Origin of the sequence: Mesorhizobium sp. M1066 (assembly GCF_040318635.1) — a bacterium.
Classification (GTDB): Bacteria; Pseudomonadota; Alphaproteobacteria; order Rhizobiales; family Rhizobiaceae; genus Mesorhizobium.
Window position 1 is genome coordinate 18,663 of the sequence record NZ_JAMYMR010000021.1, and the last position, 16,073, is coordinate 34,735.

Annotated in this window: 14 protein-coding genes; 4 read left to right on the forward strand and 10 right to left on the reverse strand. The window is 63.9% G+C overall.

Features of this window, described 5'->3' with window-relative positions; genetic code table 11:
• The first annotated feature begins 82 nt into the window (after positions 1-82).
• Together NKH52_RS22860 and NKH52_RS22865 are read left to right on the forward strand one after the other, a co-directional pair.
• Positions 83-1,219 carry a vWA domain-containing protein gene (locus tag NKH52_RS22860; protein WP_352733264.1) on the forward strand — a complete coding sequence of 379 codons (1,137 nt, stop codon included), beginning with the start codon at positions 83-85 and terminating at the stop codon, positions 1,217-1,219.
• On the forward strand, positions 1,219-2,106 hold the full coding sequence (locus NKH52_RS22865) for an amidohydrolase family protein (RefSeq protein ID WP_352733337.1): 888 nt from the start codon (positions 1,219-1,221) through the stop codon (positions 2,104-2,106). The genes NKH52_RS22860 and NKH52_RS22865 overlap by 1 nt, the downstream gene beginning before the upstream one ends.
• A 4-nt stretch (positions 2,107-2,110) precedes the next feature.
• Here the strand turns inward: NKH52_RS22865 and NKH52_RS22870 are convergent, their stop codons facing one another.
• From NKH52_RS22870 to NKH52_RS22900, 7 genes are all read right to left on the reverse strand, one after another.
• Positions 2,111-2,518 carry a carboxymuconolactone decarboxylase family protein gene (locus NKH52_RS22870; RefSeq protein ID WP_352733262.1) on the reverse strand — a complete coding sequence of 136 codons (408 nt, stop codon included), beginning with the start codon at positions 2,516-2,518 and terminating at the stop codon, positions 2,111-2,113.
• Between the two features lie 381 nt (positions 2,519-2,899).
• Complete coding sequence (locus NKH52_RS22875; RefSeq protein ID WP_352733259.1) at positions 2,900-4,396, reverse strand: sugar ABC transporter ATP-binding protein; 1,497 nt, start codon at positions 4,394-4,396, stop codon at positions 2,900-2,902.
• Positions 4,396-5,445, reverse strand: coding sequence for an NHL repeat-containing protein (locus tag NKH52_RS22880; RefSeq protein WP_352733257.1), 1,050 nt, complete (start codon positions 5,443-5,445; stop codon positions 4,396-4,398). The genes NKH52_RS22875 and NKH52_RS22880 overlap by 1 nt, the downstream gene beginning before the upstream one ends.
• Positions 5,442-7,565 carry an ABC transporter permease gene (locus NKH52_RS22885; RefSeq protein ID WP_352733254.1) on the reverse strand — a complete coding sequence of 708 codons (2,124 nt, stop codon included), beginning with the start codon at positions 7,563-7,565 and terminating at the stop codon, positions 5,442-5,444. Before NKH52_RS22885 ends, NKH52_RS22880 begins: the two co-directional genes overlap by 4 nt.
• 85 nt (positions 7,566-7,650) lie before the next feature.
• Positions 7,651-8,676: a sugar ABC transporter substrate-binding protein gene (locus NKH52_RS22890; RefSeq protein WP_352733251.1), complete on the reverse strand. Its 1,026-nt coding sequence runs from the start codon at positions 8,674-8,676 to the stop codon at positions 7,651-7,653.
• A 60-nt stretch (positions 8,677-8,736) separates the two neighbouring features.
• On the reverse strand, positions 8,737-9,723 hold the full coding sequence (locus NKH52_RS22895) for an ABC transporter permease (protein WP_128303419.1): 987 nt from the start codon (positions 9,721-9,723) through the stop codon (positions 8,737-8,739).
• Positions 9,724-9,991: 268 nt separating this feature from the next.
• Complete coding sequence (locus tag NKH52_RS22900) at positions 9,992-11,425, reverse strand: DHA2 family efflux MFS transporter permease subunit (protein ID WP_352733247.1); 1,434 nt, start codon at positions 11,423-11,425, stop codon at positions 9,992-9,994.
• Positions 11,426-11,546: 121 nt separating this feature from the next.
• On the opposite strand from NKH52_RS22900, the gene NKH52_RS22905 reads away from it, so the two are divergent.
• Positions 11,547-12,548: an ornithine cyclodeaminase family protein gene (locus tag NKH52_RS22905; RefSeq protein ID WP_352733244.1), complete on the forward strand. Its 1,002-nt coding sequence runs from the start codon at positions 11,547-11,549 to the stop codon at positions 12,546-12,548.
• Positions 12,545-14,026 carry an HAL/PAL/TAL family ammonia-lyase gene (locus tag NKH52_RS22910; RefSeq protein WP_352733241.1) on the forward strand — a complete coding sequence of 494 codons (1,482 nt, stop codon included), beginning with the start codon at positions 12,545-12,547 and terminating at the stop codon, positions 14,024-14,026. Before NKH52_RS22905 ends, NKH52_RS22910 begins: the two co-directional genes overlap by 4 nt.
• Positions 14,027-14,037: 11 nt before the next feature.
• On the opposite strand, the gene purU is transcribed toward NKH52_RS22910, so the two are convergent.
• The 3 genes from purU to NKH52_RS22925 are packed head-to-tail and all read right to left on the reverse strand — an operon-like array spanning position 14,038 to position 16,064.
• Complete coding sequence (purU, locus tag NKH52_RS22915) at positions 14,038-14,919, reverse strand: formyltetrahydrofolate deformylase (protein WP_352733238.1); 882 nt, start codon at positions 14,917-14,919, stop codon at positions 14,038-14,040.
• Positions 14,916-15,716, reverse strand: a complete 801-nt coding sequence (locus tag NKH52_RS22920) for a 3-methyl-2-oxobutanoate hydroxymethyltransferase (protein WP_352733236.1) — start codon at positions 15,714-15,716, stop codon at positions 14,916-14,918. Before NKH52_RS22920 ends, purU begins: the two co-directional genes overlap by 4 nt.
• A 33-nt stretch (positions 15,717-15,749) precedes the next feature.
• Positions 15,750-16,064, reverse strand: coding sequence for a MocE family 2Fe-2S type ferredoxin (locus NKH52_RS22925; protein WP_013530832.1), 315 nt, complete (start codon positions 16,062-16,064; stop codon positions 15,750-15,752).
• Positions 16,065-16,073 lie beyond the last annotated feature (9 nt).

Consider the following 16,073-nt stretch of genomic DNA (forward strand, 5'->3'; position numbering starts at 1 on the left):
CAGAACGGAGCGAAGCGTCGAAGCTGCCAATCTCCCCCCTTGAGGGGGAGATGTCCGGCAGGACAGAGGGGGGCGACACAGAATGATGCGGGAAACAAGCTTGCCCCACGCAGCCGCGCCCCTGCTTGGCTTTGCCCGCCTTCTGCGCCGCTACGGCTTCGCCATCGCCCCCGAGCAAGTCTCCGGCTTCATGCAGGCAGTGACCCTGCTCGGGCCGCGCTCGATGGCAGACATCCGTGAGGCGGCGCTCGCGACGCTGGCACCCCCGCCCGATCGCCGCGACGAATTCGAGGCGCATTTCCAGAGCCACTTTTATGGCAACACATCCGCCGTGGTCGAAGGCGACGCCGACGAGGAAACCCGCATCAAGGATGATGGCGGCGCCGACGACGAACGGATCGAGGCCGAACAGCGGCAAGAGGGCGGCGAGCTGTCCTCGGCGCTGGAGCAGTTGAGCAGCCGCGACTTCCAGCGCGACGATGACGGCCTTGCCGCTTTCCGCCGCAAGCTCGCTTCGGCCCTGCCCGCCCGCCGCTCCTTCCGCACCGTACGCACCCACTCGCGCGGCAAACTCGATCTGCGCCGGTCGCTCAGAGAGATCGTCAGTGCCGATGGCGACGTGCCCTCCCCACTGCTGCGCCGCCGCCAGACCGTGCCGCGCAAGCTGCTGCTCTTGATCGACGTTTCCGGCTCGATGAAGCTGCACACCGCGGACTATCTGAAGCTGGCGCATGCCGCCGTGCAAGGCTCGGACCGCGCCGAAATCTTCACCTTCGGCACGCGGCTGACCCGCATCACCCCAGCATTGCGCATCCGCAACCGCGACCAGGCGCTGGCGCGCGCCGCGGCCCAGGTCGACGATTGGGACGGCGGCACCCGCATGGGACCGACGCTGCTCGCCTTCCTCTCGGTGCCGCGCTTCTCGTCGTTTGCACGCGGTGCCACGGTCGTGATCCTGTCCGACGCGCTGGAGCGCGGCGATCATGGCGAGTTGGAGACAGCCATGCGACGGCTGAGCGCCCGCGCTTTCCGGCTGTCGCTGGCCACACCGCTAGCCGGCGACCCGCGCTTCCGGCCGGCAACGGCGGCACTGCGCGCCATCCTGCCGGTGCTGGACGACCTCATCGACGGCTCGTCGGTGAAAAGCCTCACCGATTTCATCCTGTCTCTCGCCCGCCCTGCTCCGGCGGCGGCGGCAATCTGGAAGAGGGTTTCATGATGCAGAAAACCATCGACGCGCATTTCCACATCTGGCGCCAAAAGGACCAGCCCTGGCTGGTCGGGCCGATGGTGCCGCGTATTTTTGGTCCCTACGAGTCGATCCGCCGCGACTATCCGGTCGAGGAATTTCTTGAAGACCAGAGGGGTTCAGGCGTCGAGAAGGCCGTCTATGTCCAGACCAACTGGGCCAAGGAGGATTTCGAGAAGGAAGTCGCCTTCCTGCAGAAGACATCCGACGAAACCGGCTGGCCGCATGCCATCGTCGGCTACACCGACATGACCGTCGACGATATCAGGCCCCAGATCGATCGGCTGATGAAATACAAGCTGCTGCGCGGCGTACGGATGCAACTGCATTGGCACGAGACCCCGGCCTTCCGCTTCGCGACGGGGCCGGATCAGGTCATCGATCCCAAGGTGCGCGCCAATGTAGCACGGCTGAAGGACTATGGCCTGTCCTTCGACCTGCAGCTTTTCCCCGCCCAGATGAAGGACGGGCTGACGCTTGTCAGCGAAAACCCGCGGACCAATTTCGTCCTCACCCATGCCGGCATGCTGACGGGCATGGAGCCGGAAACCACCGAAGCCTGGAAAACCGGCCTGCGCACGCTTGCGGCCGCGCCCAATTTCTACGCCAAGCTGTCCGGCCTCGGCACCTTCGTCCACCGCAACGATCCGGCGCTGATTGCCTACATCGTCGACAACGCGATCGGTATTTTGGGCGCCGACCATCTGATGTTCGGCTCGAACTTCCCGATCGAGAAACTGTGGACCAGCCACGCCGAGCTGATCAAGGCGCACCGCGATGCGGTGGCCAAGCATGGTGCTGCGGCGGAGGCGGATATTTTCTGGAACACGGCGGAGAAGGTTTACCGGCCGGTGTGACGCTTCACTTAACCTCAAACTGTGGATCGACCGGGATCTGCATCGCCGTCACCAGATGGTTGGTCTGCCCAGCCAATCCGATGATCGACACCAGCTCGCCATGCTGCGCATCGGTCATGCCTTTGGCGCGGGCCGCCGCCGTGTGCGAGTGGACGCAGTAAGAGCAGCCATTGGCGGTCGAGACAGCGATGTAGATCATCTCCTTGGTCAGCGGATCGATGGTGCTGTCGGCCACCATCACCACCTTCAACTGTTCCCAGATCCGCTTCAGCGCAGGAGGATCATTGGCCAGACCGCGCCAGAAATTGTTGACGAAATCGGATTTGCGCGTCGCACGGATGTCGTCGAACACGGCCTTCACCGCCGGGATCTTTTCGACCTCGGCGTCGCTCAGAAGTCTTGTGGTGGCCATGGTATTTCCTTTCCTTTCGATCGATGAACTGGCTCGTTGAATCAAGTTTCGAGCAAAGGCGGCTAACCAGCTTCTTTGACTCAGTTTTTGGCGCAATAGCGTTGAAGATTAGCCGAGGCACCTAAACTTCGTCATCCTAGGGCGAAGCAGGCGCGAAGCGCCGTCGCGGAGACCCTGGGATCCATTCCGTGACCTTAGCCGAAGAGTGCAGCGGAGCAGAATTCTGCACCGCAGCAGCGCTACGGAGTCCCGGCATGGATCCCTTGGGCTGCGGAGCAGCTCCAGGGGTCTGCGCCGCGTCGCTACGCTCCTTGCTTCGCCCGTGGATGACGAAGGGATGGACGTGCGCGCCAATTATCGACGTACGCATCGGCCAGAACCCTAATGCACCGCAGCGTACATGATCTTCTCCTCCGTGGCCTCGGCCGGCGAAAACTCCTCGACGATACGGCCCTGACGGCAGACCAGGATGCGGTCGGACAGGTTCATGATCTCCGGCAGGTAGGACGAGATGACGACGACGGCCAGGCCCTCGTCGGCCAGCCGGTTGATGATCTGGTGGATCTCGGCGATCGCGCCGACATCGACGCCGCGCGTCGGCTCGTCGAAGATGACGATGCGCGGCTGCTGCACCAGCCCCTTGCCGATGACCACCTTCTGCTGGTTGCCGCCGGACAGTTCGACGACGCGCGCATTGTCGTTGATTGCCTTGATGTTGAGCGTCTTCGTCCATTCGGCTGACAGTGCGCGCATCTCCTGCGCGTTGATCACCCAGGCCTTTTCGCGGCCCGCCGCCAGCAGTCCGCCGAACAGGTTTTCGGCAATGCCCATCGTCTCGAAGATGCCTTCGCTCTTGCGGTCCTCGGTGACGTAGACGATGCCGTCCGCCACCGCTTCGCTTGGTACGAGATAGCGCACGGGCTTGTCGTCCAGCTCGATGGCGCCGCCGCGCAGGAAATCGCGCTTGTAGATGCCGGAAACGATCTTGAATGTCTCGGTGCGGCCGGAGCCGATCAGCCCGAACACGCCGGTGATCTGGCCTTCGAAGATCGAGAAGGAATTGTTGCGCACGACATTGCTCATCGAGATGTCCTGCACCGACAGCACCTTCTTGCCCGCCTTGCGCAGCTTCGCTTCGTCGCGCTGGCGGTATATCTGCCCCGACAGCGTGCGCCCGACCATGGCCGCGACGATCCTGTCGCGGTCGAAGGCCGACGTATCGTCGGTGATGACAAGCTCGCCGTCGCGCAAAATGGTGATGCGGTCGGCGATATCGAGCGCTTCTTCCAGCGCGTGGCTGATGAAGACGATCGACACGCCGCTCGCCTTCAAGCGGCGGATCAGCGCGAAGAAGTGCCGCTTTTCTTCCGGCGTCAGCGTCGCCGTCGGCTCGTCGAAGATGATGATCTCGGCATTGTGGTGCACCGCGCGCGCGATCTCGACCATCTGTCGCTTGGCCGCACCCAGCGTCGCCACCATGGCGTTGGGGTCGACCGGAAAATTCAGCGACTGCAGGAACTGCTGTGCTGAAATATACGTGCCGCGCAGCCGGTTGAGAAATTTTTCAGTACCGAGATAGAGGTTCTGCGCCACCGTCATCGACGGCACCAGGCTGGTCTCCTGGAACACCATGGCGATGCCGGCCTCAAGCGCTGCGTGCGGCGAAGCGTAGGCGATCTCCCGGCCCTTGTGGAACATCTTGCCTGAGGTGGCGTCGACCACACCGGCGATGATCTTGGTCAGCGTCGATTTTCCCGCGCCATTTTCGCCGAGCAGCGCATGGATCTCTCCTTTGCGCAGCTCAAAGCTGACGTTTTTCACCGCAGGCACGCCGCGATAAGTCTTGGTGACATTCTCCAGACGGACGATCGGTTCCATCAGAAACCTCCCGTGGCGACAGAAAGGATGCAGTCGCCGCCTTTGGAGGCTACGAACAGAAGGCCGTCTTTTTCCGCAACACTGCAGATGCCGTGGCGCGTGCCGTTGGCGCGGCTGTGCAGGCTGAACTGCGGCTGCATCTTCTGGTCGAGCCTGACCACCAGCCCGTAAGAGCGGCTCGGCGACCACGGCTTGTGGATGCCCATGGTGCGGATGCCGCCGCATTGCAGCGGCTCGAGGAAGCTGCGGCTGGAGGCCAGCGCCGGCGCGATCCAGTAGGCCGGCGGCACCTGGCTCAGCATGTCGTGCCGGTAGTGCGTTTCCCGCAGCACGAATTCGATCAGCCGGTTGCGCGGCGCAAACAAGGTCAGCCAGGCGCCACCATCGGCGGACGGCGACAGCCTCGCGGGATAGCCGGGCAGACGCGTCAGAACCGTCGAGCGGCTACCCGTCGCGCCGTCGAAACGGACAAGCTGGTGACGCCAGCTTTCGCTGACCAGAACATCCCTGCCGACAGGATGCAGCCCATAGGGGAAGGCGATGTCGTCGGCCAATTTGCGGAAGCCGCCACCTGCTGCATCCCGCTTCCAAAGCGAACCGGATGCGCCCTTCCTCATCAGGTCGGCGGCCCATTGCGAGGGCGCGTGCTCGGCCGAGCCGTTGGCCAGCCACAGCGTGCCGTCATCCGCATAGGCAAGTGCGGTGATGCAGCTGAGGTCAGCCGGCAGCGAAACCTCCTCGCCTGATACCAGCAGCTTGCCGCTCTCCAGCCCGACCGTCAGTTCGCCGGATGGCGAGAACGCCAGCGCGGTGACGGCAGACGGAAAGGTCTCGACCACGGTTGGTATTGCGCCGGCAGCAGCCGAGTGGATGGCGTTGCCGCTGGAGGCCAGCAGCTTGTCACCGGAGACCAGCAGATTGTCCGGCTCGGTCAGCTCGGCAAAAGCCGGCGCATCATCCAGCCGCGTATTGGGCCTGAAAGCGCCGTCGAGTGGCGGGATGGTCACCGCCTTGCCGCGAAACAAGTCGAGCACCGAATCGAGGATCATGGCTTCGCTCCCCAGTAGGAAGCGGGGCTGGTCCAGTTCGGGTCGGCGCCCGAAATCTTGTAGCGGCCGATGCGGTTGTTGAGGATACCGCCGACGAAGAGATATCCCTTGTGCTCGCGCATCGAGGTGACCATCGGATGCGCGCCGCCGGTGAGGTCGCCCATCGCCTCGACGATGCCGCCCTTCTCGTTGAACTTCACCACGCCGCCGGTGTTGATGTTGGGGAACAGCCATTCGTCCTGCGGCAGGCGGCGCGTCATACGCTTGCGCATGTCGGGGTGGCGCAGCGACAGGTCGAAACTCGGCGTGCGCATGCCGAGCCACGCCATCCAGTAATTGCCGTCGGAGGCACGGTTGATGTTGTCGGGATAGCCCGGCATATCGCGGATGACGCATTCGGCGGTGCCGGCCTTCGGCCCTTCCAGCCAGTAGCGATGCACGCGGCAGGCCCAGCTTTCGGCGAAGAACAGCGACTTGCCGTCATGCGCCATGCACACACCGTTGGTGTAGCGGTAGCCATCGAGCAGCGTCTTCGTCGAGCCGTCCTTGGGATCGTAGACCAGCAGCCGGCCGGTGGCACGGTTCTCGATCGAATCCAGCGCCCAGTCATGGGCGTCGTAGCGCTTGGTCGAGTCGGTGAAATAGATGCGGCCGTCGGGTGCGATGTCGCAGTCGTTGGGGTCACGCAGCCGCGCATCGTCGACGATCGAGGTCCAGGAGCGCGACGTTTCGGCCGACAGGCGTTTGACCTCCCGATCCGGCGAGACGGAGTAGAGCCCCATGGCGCCCACGCAGCTGATCAGATTGCCCGATTTGTCGAAGGCCAGCCCCAGGGGGAAACCGCCGATGTGAGCAAACACCTCCGATTTGACATAATCCGGCGCGAAGAAGCGGACGATCTCACCATGGCGCGTGCCGCAATAGAGATTGTCGTCGCGGTCGAGAATGACGTCTTCCGGCCCCTCCAGCTCGCCAAGTCCGATATGCTCTGCGGCCGACAACCGATTGTCGAGCTCGTAGGGTGTGCCCGAACCAGGTGCGGCCGACTGTGTCTCGCCCATCTTGAGATAGACTGGCGCGACATAGACTTCGTTCAGCACCTTGTGGCGGTTCTTCAGCCAGCGGATGTCGATGGTCACCGCCACCGCCAGCATGATTCCCAGCATCATCTGGTTGGTGCCGGTGCCATAGCCCAGCCGGATCAGCCCGTTGGTCATGGTCAAGACGATGATGGCGCCCATCAGCCCCTTGATCACCGAGCCGCGGCCGCCGCCAAGGCTGACGCCGCCGACCACCGCCGCCGTAAGCGCCATGATCTCGAGGTTGAGGCCCGTGCCCGGCCCTGCCCCGCTCAGCCGGCAGGCGATGAGGAAGCCGCCGATCGAGGCGCAGAACCCCGAGAAGACATAGGTCATGAACACCGTGCGGCGCACGCGGATGCCGGCATTGTGCGCCGAGCGCCTGGAGCCGCCGACCGCCAGCACGTGCCAGCCCGGCCGCGAACGGGTCAGCGCGATGTGGGTGATGATCGCCAGGATGATTGCTAGCCACACCGAGACCGACAGCCCCCAGAACGTGCTGTCGCCGATGAAATCGAGCACATCGGAGGTGGCGGTCGAAAGCTGCACGTCGGCGGCATAGGTTGTGACCAGGATGTCGAACAGCGCCCGCCCGAAGATGAAGGTGACCAGCGTTGTCAGAAAGGCGCGCAGCCTGAGATAACCGACGAGATAGCCGTTGATGGCGCCGAAGATGAGACCGGTGGCCAGCGACGCAGCCAGCGCCAGCCAGATCGACTGTTCGAGGATGAAGAAGACATAGACGGCGGAAAAGCAGGACAGCGCGAAGATCGAGCCGACCGACAGGTCGATGCCGCCACCCAGCATCACCACCGTCATGCCGGTGACGACCATCGAGAACTCGCCGAGCTGGCGGGTCGATTCCTGCAGCGCTGTCAGCTTGAAGAAGCCCGGAATGATCGAGCCGAAGGTTGCCAGCGTCGCCACCAGCGCCAGGAACGGAATGGCGTTGTCGGTCCAGCGTTTGGTCAGGATCTCGCCGACGACATGGTCGGGCACGAGATTATAGCGCCAGGACTGGAGGCGTTCGCGAAAGGGCATCAGGTCACTGCTGCAATCTGGGATTCAAGATGAAGAGGTGGTCGGGCAATCCGACCACCTCTTCATCGGTGTTGAGAAGGGTCGCTTATTTCGCCGCCGCTTGCGCCTGCAGCGCCTTCAGGTCCCAGCAGCTGTCGGGCTTCAGGTCGGCCTTGGTCGTCGCCTTCTCCAGCGTGTAGATGTAGGTGTGCGACGTGCCGGCCGGCTGGCCGCTCTGCAGCAGGAACTTGATGATAGCGTTCATGTCGCCCGACTGGCGGGCAAGATCGGTCATCACCACGGCGCCATAGGTGCCGTCCTGCAGCTTGTCGCAGTCGGCTGCCTTTTCGCCGCCGCCGGTGGTGACCAGGAACACCTTGCCGTCGAGCTTGGCGTCGCGGATCGCGGCGGAAGCGCCAGTGGCGTCACCATCCCAGAAATCGATGATCGAGCAGATGTCGGGGTTCTGCTGCAGCATCGTCGTCGTCACGTTGCGCGAGGTCGTCGCGTCCCAGTTTGAATCGGGCTTGGCCACCACCTTGAAGTCGGGATGCTTGTCCAGCACCTTCATGATGCCGGCATACTGATAGAGGCTCGACGAATTGGCCTGATCGCCCTGCACGAGGCCGATCTTCTTCGACGAGTTTTCGCCGCAACCCTTGATCGCCGCTTCGGCTTCGAGCTGGCCGAGCCGATCCCAGTCGCTGCCGACAAAGGCGTCGGCCGGGAAGTTCGCCGGATTGTCGACCAGCATCACGTAGGTGCCCGCAGCCTGCGCCTTCTTCATCAGCTTGGAATAGGAGTTGAGGTCCGGCGCATGGATGATCAGCACGTCCGGCCTGGTATCCGACGAGATGGCATCGGTGATCGCCTGCGCGCCGGCATCGACGACCCAGTTCGGATCGCGCGTCTCGAATACGCCGCCCCAGGCCTCGACTTCTGTCTTCAGGTAATGCGACCAACCCTGCGCCAGGTCGAAGCCCATCGCCAGCGGCACCAGCATGACGCGCTTGCCCTTGAGCGCCTGCGCATAGGCGGCGGGGCCTGGATCATCGGCGGCAAAGGTTGGCGCCACGAAGGCGGTGACGGCAAGCGCCGTGGCGGCCGCCATGAGTGTCTTGATCAGTTTCATGTCAGATCCTCTGTTTTTGCTGTTGCTGTTCACGGCCGGCCCCAACCGTCCGCGGTAGGTTTAGATATCGCCTTGCTGGGCGGTCTGCTCGTCACGTGGATTGATGATGCCGTCGACGATGATCGCTCCCAGCAGGATCGCCGCCTTGATCAGGTTCTGGTAGAGCAGCGGAATGTCGATGATGGTCATGGCGTTGAGCAAGATGCCGATCAGTGCCGCACCGACCAGCACGTTGCGCACCCCGCCGCGCCCGCCGGACAGGCCGATGCCGCCGATCACCGCCACCAGCACGATATCGTAGAGCAGCGTTGAGTTGACGACCCGGGTGTTGATCGAATGCAGGCTCGCCGCCGTCAGCAGGCCGGCGACCAGTGCGACCAGGGCGGAGAGCACATAGCGCAGCACCAGCATCGGCCGCACCGGAATGCCGATGTTGCGGGCGGCGACCGGATTGTCGCCGGCGAAATAGATGTAGCGGCCCCATTTGGTGTAGCGCAGGAACAGGAAGAACAGGAATGCCAGGCCGGCGAAGACGAACACCTCGATGGGAACATCGAGGAAGCGCAGGCCGCCGAGCAGCTCGACCCAATGGCCCTGCGGCACCGGCACGGCATCCTGCGTGATCAGTTGCGAGCGCACATAGCCGAAGACGAAGGAGCCTGTCGCCAGCGTCACGAAGATCGCCGGCACGTCGGCATAGGCGACGAGAAAGCCGTTGAGCAGGCCGATGGCCAGCACACCGGCCAGCACATAGGCGAAGGCCAGCCCGTCCGGCGTCCCCGAATTCAGAAGTTGCAGATACCAGGCGACAGACATCGCCATGATCGCGACGGCGGAGAGGTCGATGCCGCGGCCGATGATGACGACGGCCATGCCGAGCGCAAGGATGCCCAGCACCGACACGGAGCGGACGATGGCGACGAGATTGTTGGGGTCGATGAAGCCCGGCAGGCCGATGGCCGCTGCAACGAACAGCACCACCGCGATGGCAAAGACAATGCCTTCCTGATTCAGGCTCCTGAAATTCGGCCAGCCGATCGTGTTCATGTCTGCGTTTGCCCCGATGGCAGCGCTGCCATCCCTAGGAAGAAAGCTAATCGGCTCAGCGCCGGTTCGTCAAATGAATCCGCGCTCGAACCCGGATGGCAGCGGATATTCAGCGAGTGGATGCATCAATTGCCCAAGCTAGCGCAATGCGTGGAAAACTCTGGTTTTTTGGCAATTGGTTGCGCCATTGCGGCCACTCGCGAAAGCGCGGCACCAAGGCGAAAGGACAAGACGGAATTTATCTCCACATCAGGTGGAGAATTCGATTTCAGTTCCCCGGCGAGTGGCCGGAAACCTCCGCGCCCGCACTTGGCGGCAGCACGAGAAAACGCAACGCCGCCACCAGCCCGATGGCGCCGATCGCCAGGAAGGCGATTCGAAAATCGACGAGATCGAGAGCGGGCCGGTCCCTGACTATTTGCGACAGATTGAGGATCGCCGCCGCCACCGCGACGCCGAACAGCATCGCCACCTGCTGCAGCATCGAGGACAGCGTCGCCGCCGAGCTGCGCTGCGCCGCATCGATGTCGGCGAAGGCCAGTGTGTTGAGCGCGGTGAACTGCATCGAGCGCGTCAGGCCGGCAATCAGCATCAGCACCACCACCAGCGCTTGCGGCGTCTGCGGCGAGATCGCCCCGCAAGCCATGATCGCGGCCGAGGCGATGATGCCGTTGACGACCATCACCGAGCGGAAACCGAAACGCCGCAGCGTCGGCGTCGTTACTGTCTTCATGCCGAGATTGCCGAGGAAATAGGCCAGGATCATCAAGCCGGCATCGACGGGCGAGAGGCCAAAGCCGACCTGGAACAGCAGCGGCAGCAGGAACGGCGTGGCGTTGATCGCCACCCGGAAAATGGTGCCGGCGGCCAATGTCGAGATGGCGAAGGTCAGCACCTTGAACGAGGAGAGATCGAGCAGCGGATGCGGCGCGCGCCTGAGATGCCGCACCGCCAGCCAGCCAGTGACGATGCCGGCAACGATCAGCAGCGCTGTCGGCAGCACGCCGTCCTCCGGATGAGCAATCCGTTCAAGGCCATAGAGCAGCAGGGCAAGTCCGGCCGATGTCAGGAAAAAACCCGGCCAGTCGAGCGGCTTGGGGTCAGCTTCACGGTCGCCCGGAATGAAGCGGGCGACCAGCGCCAGCCCGATCACGCCGAGCGGGATGTTGATGAAGAAATTCCAGTGCCAGGACAGATAGGTGGTGATGAAGCCGCCGAGCACCGGCCCGACCACCGGCGCAAACAGTGCTGGCCAGGTGATCAGCGCCGTGGCGTTGAGCAATTCGGATTTCGACGCATTGCGCAGGACGAGAATCCGCCCGACCGGCGTCATCAGCGCGCTGCCGAGCCCTTGCACGACACGGGCGGCGACAAACTGGGTCAGGGTTTGCGAGAGGCCGCAGGCGAGCGAAGCCAGGGTGAATAGGACGATCGCCAGCAGGAAGATGTTTCGCGCCCCGAACCGGTCGGCGAGCCAACCCGACAGCGGCACGAACACCGCCATGGTCAGCATGTATACGGTGATGCCGATGCTCATTGCCACCGGCGACACGCCGAAGGACGCGCCCATCTGCGGCAGCGAGGTCGAGATGATCGTCGAATCCAGCAACTGCATGAAGAAGGCGATGGCGACGATCAGCGCCACGCGCCGCGCATTGGTGGCCGTTTCGGCTAAGATTTCGGTATCGGGAATGGCAGTCATGACGGAACCGGTTTGAACAGCATCTCACCGGCCGCGTCCAGAGACGTCGCAACAAACTTTCGTGTGCCGCCACGGCCTGCTATGGGATGAACGGGGTGGCCGAGGAAAGTGTCCGCGTAACATGAAGCCCATCTATATCGACTACCTCAATGCCCTCGACATCGATGCCCTTGCCATGACCGATGGCGAAATCATTGCTGCCGTCGAGGCTGGCCTGGTGGCGCAAGGCAATGGCCAGACGGTGATCGAACCGCGCGTCCATCTCGAACCGGACCCGTCCTTCCACGGTCATTTCAATGTCTTGCGTGGCCACGTCGCGCCGCTCGACACGGCGGGCGTGAAAATCGTCGGCGACTATGTCGACAATTACCTGCACGGGCTGCCTTCTGAATTCGGCATCCTCAATCTGTTCGATCCGCGCACCGGCACGCCGCGCGCCATCCTCGACGCCACCGTCATCACCGACATGCGCACCGGCGCCGTCACCGCCATCGGCGCCAAGCATCTGGCGCGCAGGAATTCGAAGGTGCTGGCCCATATCGGCGCGCGCGGCACCGCCTACTGGAACGTGCGCCTGCTCGACCATCTCTTCGATTTCGATGAGATCCGCGTTCATTCGCGCCGCCCGGAAAGCCGTGACGGCTTTGCCGCCAAACTCTCCGCCGATCTCGGCAAGACGGTGACGGCGGTGGCCGACTGGAAAAGCTGCATCGAGGGCGCCGACATCGTCGTCGAGGCCTCGCGGCTGCCGGAGCCGCAGCCATTGCTGAAGACCGAATGGATCAAGCCCGGCGCGCTGGTCGTGCCCTATGGCACGATGAGCGCGGTCGAACTGTCGCTGACCGACATCATGCAGAAAATGGTCGTCGACGATTGGGGCCAGTGCAAGGGCGGCAAGTTCGGCTCGCTGCGCGCCCATGTCGAGACCGGGCGGCTGAGCGAGAAGACGCTGCATGCCGAACTCGGCCAGATTGCCGCCGGTCTGAAAGTCGGGCGAGAAAGCGACGACGAAACGATCCTGTTCTGGCACCGCGGTCTGTCACTGTCCGACATCGCGTTGGGCAAGGCGATGCTGGCCAAGGCGCAGGTGCAAGGCATCGGCCAGAGGCTGCGCTTCGCATGACCGCGCTCGTCCTCACCGGAACCGGCGTCAGCGTTGGCGATGTCGCTGCGGTCGCCCGCGATGGGCGCAAGGTGGAGATCGGACCCGAAATCATCGGCAGGCTGGAGAAGGCACGAAAAGTGCTCGACCAGGCCGCCGCGTCCGGCCAGCAGATCTATGGCCTGAACACCGGACTCGGCGCCAATCTCGGCACTGCGGTCGAAGGCGACGCCGGCGCCTTCCAGCGCCAGTTGCTTGAAGGGCGCAGCGGCGCCGTCGGCGAGGCGTTGCCGGTCGAAGCCGTGCGGGCAAGCATGGCCGCCCGCGCATCGATGCTGTCGGTCGGCGGCTCCGGCCTTTCGCCTTCCGTCTTCGTCGCTTTGGTCGACGCGCTCAACGCCGGCGTCCATCCCGTCATGCCGTCGCTCGGCTCGATCGGCGCCGGCGACCTGGTGCTGATGACAGCACTCGCCCGCATGCTCACCGGCGAAGGCGAAGCCGACTATCAGGGCCGTCGCATGCCGGCAGCCAAGGCGCTGATGATGGCGCGCCTCGCCCCCATCAGCCTGGCGCCGAAGGACGGGCTGTCGCTGATCAATGCCTCGGCGGTGTCCGCCGGCAGCGGCGCGCTTGCGGTGACGGATGCGCTGTCGGCTCTTGCCCAGCAACAGCAGGCCGGGGCGCTGACCATGGAAGGTTTCGGTGCCAACCGCACCATCCTCGATCCGCGCCTGCATATGGCGCGTCCGGCGGCAGGCCAGCAGCAAGCAGCCAAGGTGCTGCACGATTTGCTCGCCCGAGACGAGGCGCCGGCGCCGACCACCTTGCAGGACCCGCTGTCGGTCCGCTGCATGCCGCCGATCCATGGCGCGCTGATCGAGGCGATCGGTCAGGCGAGACAGGCTGTCGAGATCGAACTCAACGCCGCCGCCGACAATCCGCTGGTGCTGTGCGATGATGAGCTGGTGCTGTCGACCGGCAATTTCCACACCGCCGCACTGGCGCTCGCCTTCGAGGCGCTCGGCCTGGCGATCGCCCAATGTGCCGCGGCCAGTGCAGCCCGCTTCATCCAGCTCACCGGTTCGGGCCGCAATGGCCTGCCGAAATATCTGTCGCCGGTCGGCGGCGCCTCGGCCGGCTTCGTACCGTTGCAGAAGACGGTGACCTCGATCCTGGCCGCCATCCGCCACAAGGCCAATCCGGTGATGCTCGACTTCCTGGCCGTGTCGGAAGGCGTCGAGGATCACGCCACGCAGACGCCTCTGGCGGTGGCGAAATGCGCCGGGATGATCGCGCTGTGGCAGCGGCTGATCGCTTTCGAGCTGATGGCGGCCGCACAAGCGGTCGACCTGCGCGACGGTTTCACGCCAGCGCCACGCACCGCCGCAATTCACACGGCGATCCGCGCGCTCGTCCCCCCGCTGAAGGAGGACCGGCCGCTCGGCATCGAGGCCGAGGCACTTTACGCCGCGCTCGCCGGCGGCAGCTGGCCGGCCTGACGCGGCTTCGCTCAGAAAACGACGGTCTTGTGGCCGTTGAGCATGACGCGGGCTTCGAGATGCAGCTTGACCGCGCGCGCTAGCACCCGGCTTTCGATGTCGCGCCCGACGGCGACGAAATCCTCGGCGCTCATAGCATGGGTGACGCGTTCGGTCTCCTGATCGATGATCGGGCCCTCGTCGAGGTCGGAGGTGACGTAATGCGCCGTCGCACCGATCAGCTTGACGCCGCGGTCGAAGGCCTGGTGATACGGCTTGGCGCCCTTGAAGCTCGGCAGGAAGGAATGGTGGATGTTGATCGCCCGTCCGAACAGCCGGTCCGACAGGCCTTTCGAAAAGACCTGCATGTAGCGCGCCAGGATGACCAGTTCGGCCCCCGTCCGCTGCACCAGGTCCAGCAGCTTCTGTTCCTGTTCGGCCTTGTTCTCCTTGGTGGTCGGCCAATGGTGGTAGGGAATGCCCTCCAGTTCGGCGAAGCGGCGGGCATCCTCGTGGTTGGAGACGACGGCGGCAACCTCCGCGTTCAGCCAGCCGACCCTGATCTGGTACAGCAGATGCAGAAGCGCGTGGTCGAACCTGGAGACCATGACGATGATCTTCGGCCGGCGTCCCTGATCGACCAGCGCGGTCTTCATGCCAAAGCGATCGACGCTTGATTTCAGGGCCCGTTCCAGACTGTCCCTGGTCGAGCCTGGCGGGCTGATGAAGGCGATCCGCATGAAAAAGCGATTGGTCTGCCGGTCCCAGAACTGGCTGCTTTCGGCGATGTTGGCGCCGTTCGCGGCAAGCTCCGCCGTGACCGCGGCGACGATTCCCGGCCGATCCTCGCAGGAAAGCGTGAGAATATGAACCGGCGCGGCCTCGTCCGTCGCATCATTGCCTTGAGATTTCACGCCCTGTCGACCCTTTTCATGAACAGGCTGAGCTCAGCCGGATCCATATGCACCACATGCTTGTCTTCGGGATAGGCGAGACTGTTGACGTCGGCAACGTATTCCGAGAACGCGGCGATACGCTCGGCCTGCAAACGATCATACTCGGCGGCGAAGTTGCGGTAGACCTTGGAGTGGCGAGGCATGTGGCCCCGGTTCTGGCCGAGGATGTCGTCGGCGAATAGATATTGCGCATCGCAACCGGTGCCCGCCCCCATCGACAGCATGATCAACGATGTGCGTTCCGAGATCGCCTTGGCCACCTCGACCGGTACGACCTCGATTTCGGCGCCGACGGCGCCGGCGGCCTCCAGTTGCTTCACTGCCGCGAAGACCTCCATGGCGGTATCGGCGGTCTTGCCGACCGCCTTGAAGCCGCCGGTCCAGGTGGCCCGCGAGGGGATCAGCCCGACATGGCCGATCACCGGGATATTGTCATCGGCCATCCGCTTGATCGTGGCGTAGCCGGCGCTGCAATAGACTGCGTCGGCGCCGGCCTTGTAGAGCCGGAAAGCCCAGCGCACGAAATCGTCCGCCGTGCCGATCTCGTAGAAATTGTCGCCCGGCATGGTGAACAGGCTGGGCGCTGCGTCGCGGTATTGCGGGTTGAGCACCAGTTCGGGCGGCACCGAGACGATGTCGACCCCTGCGCGCTCCGCAGCCTCTGCCTCGTCCATCGTCAGCACACGCAGCATGGTTAGCTGGCGCTTGCCCTTCATGGCGCGCAAATCCGCCACCGTCGGTCTTTTTCGGCTCATCAAAAGGTCCCCTCAGTTGCATTCGGCGGCAGGTCAGCCGATCTGGATCATCACTTTGCCAGCCTCGACCTTCACCGGATAGGTGGCGAGATTGACGCATACCGGTGCGCCTCGGGCCACACCCGTCTTGTAGTTGAAGCGGCCATTGTGCTTGGGGCATTCGATGATGTCGTCCATCACCAGCCCATCGGCCAGATGCGCCTTCTCATGCGTGCAGTACCCGTCGGTTGCGAAGTACTCGTCATCGGGACTGCGATAGATGGCGAAGGTACGGCCGCCATGATCGAAGCGGATGACATCCTCTTCCTCGACATCGTCGACGCCACACGCTTCAACCCAGTCGGCCATCTGCCTCTC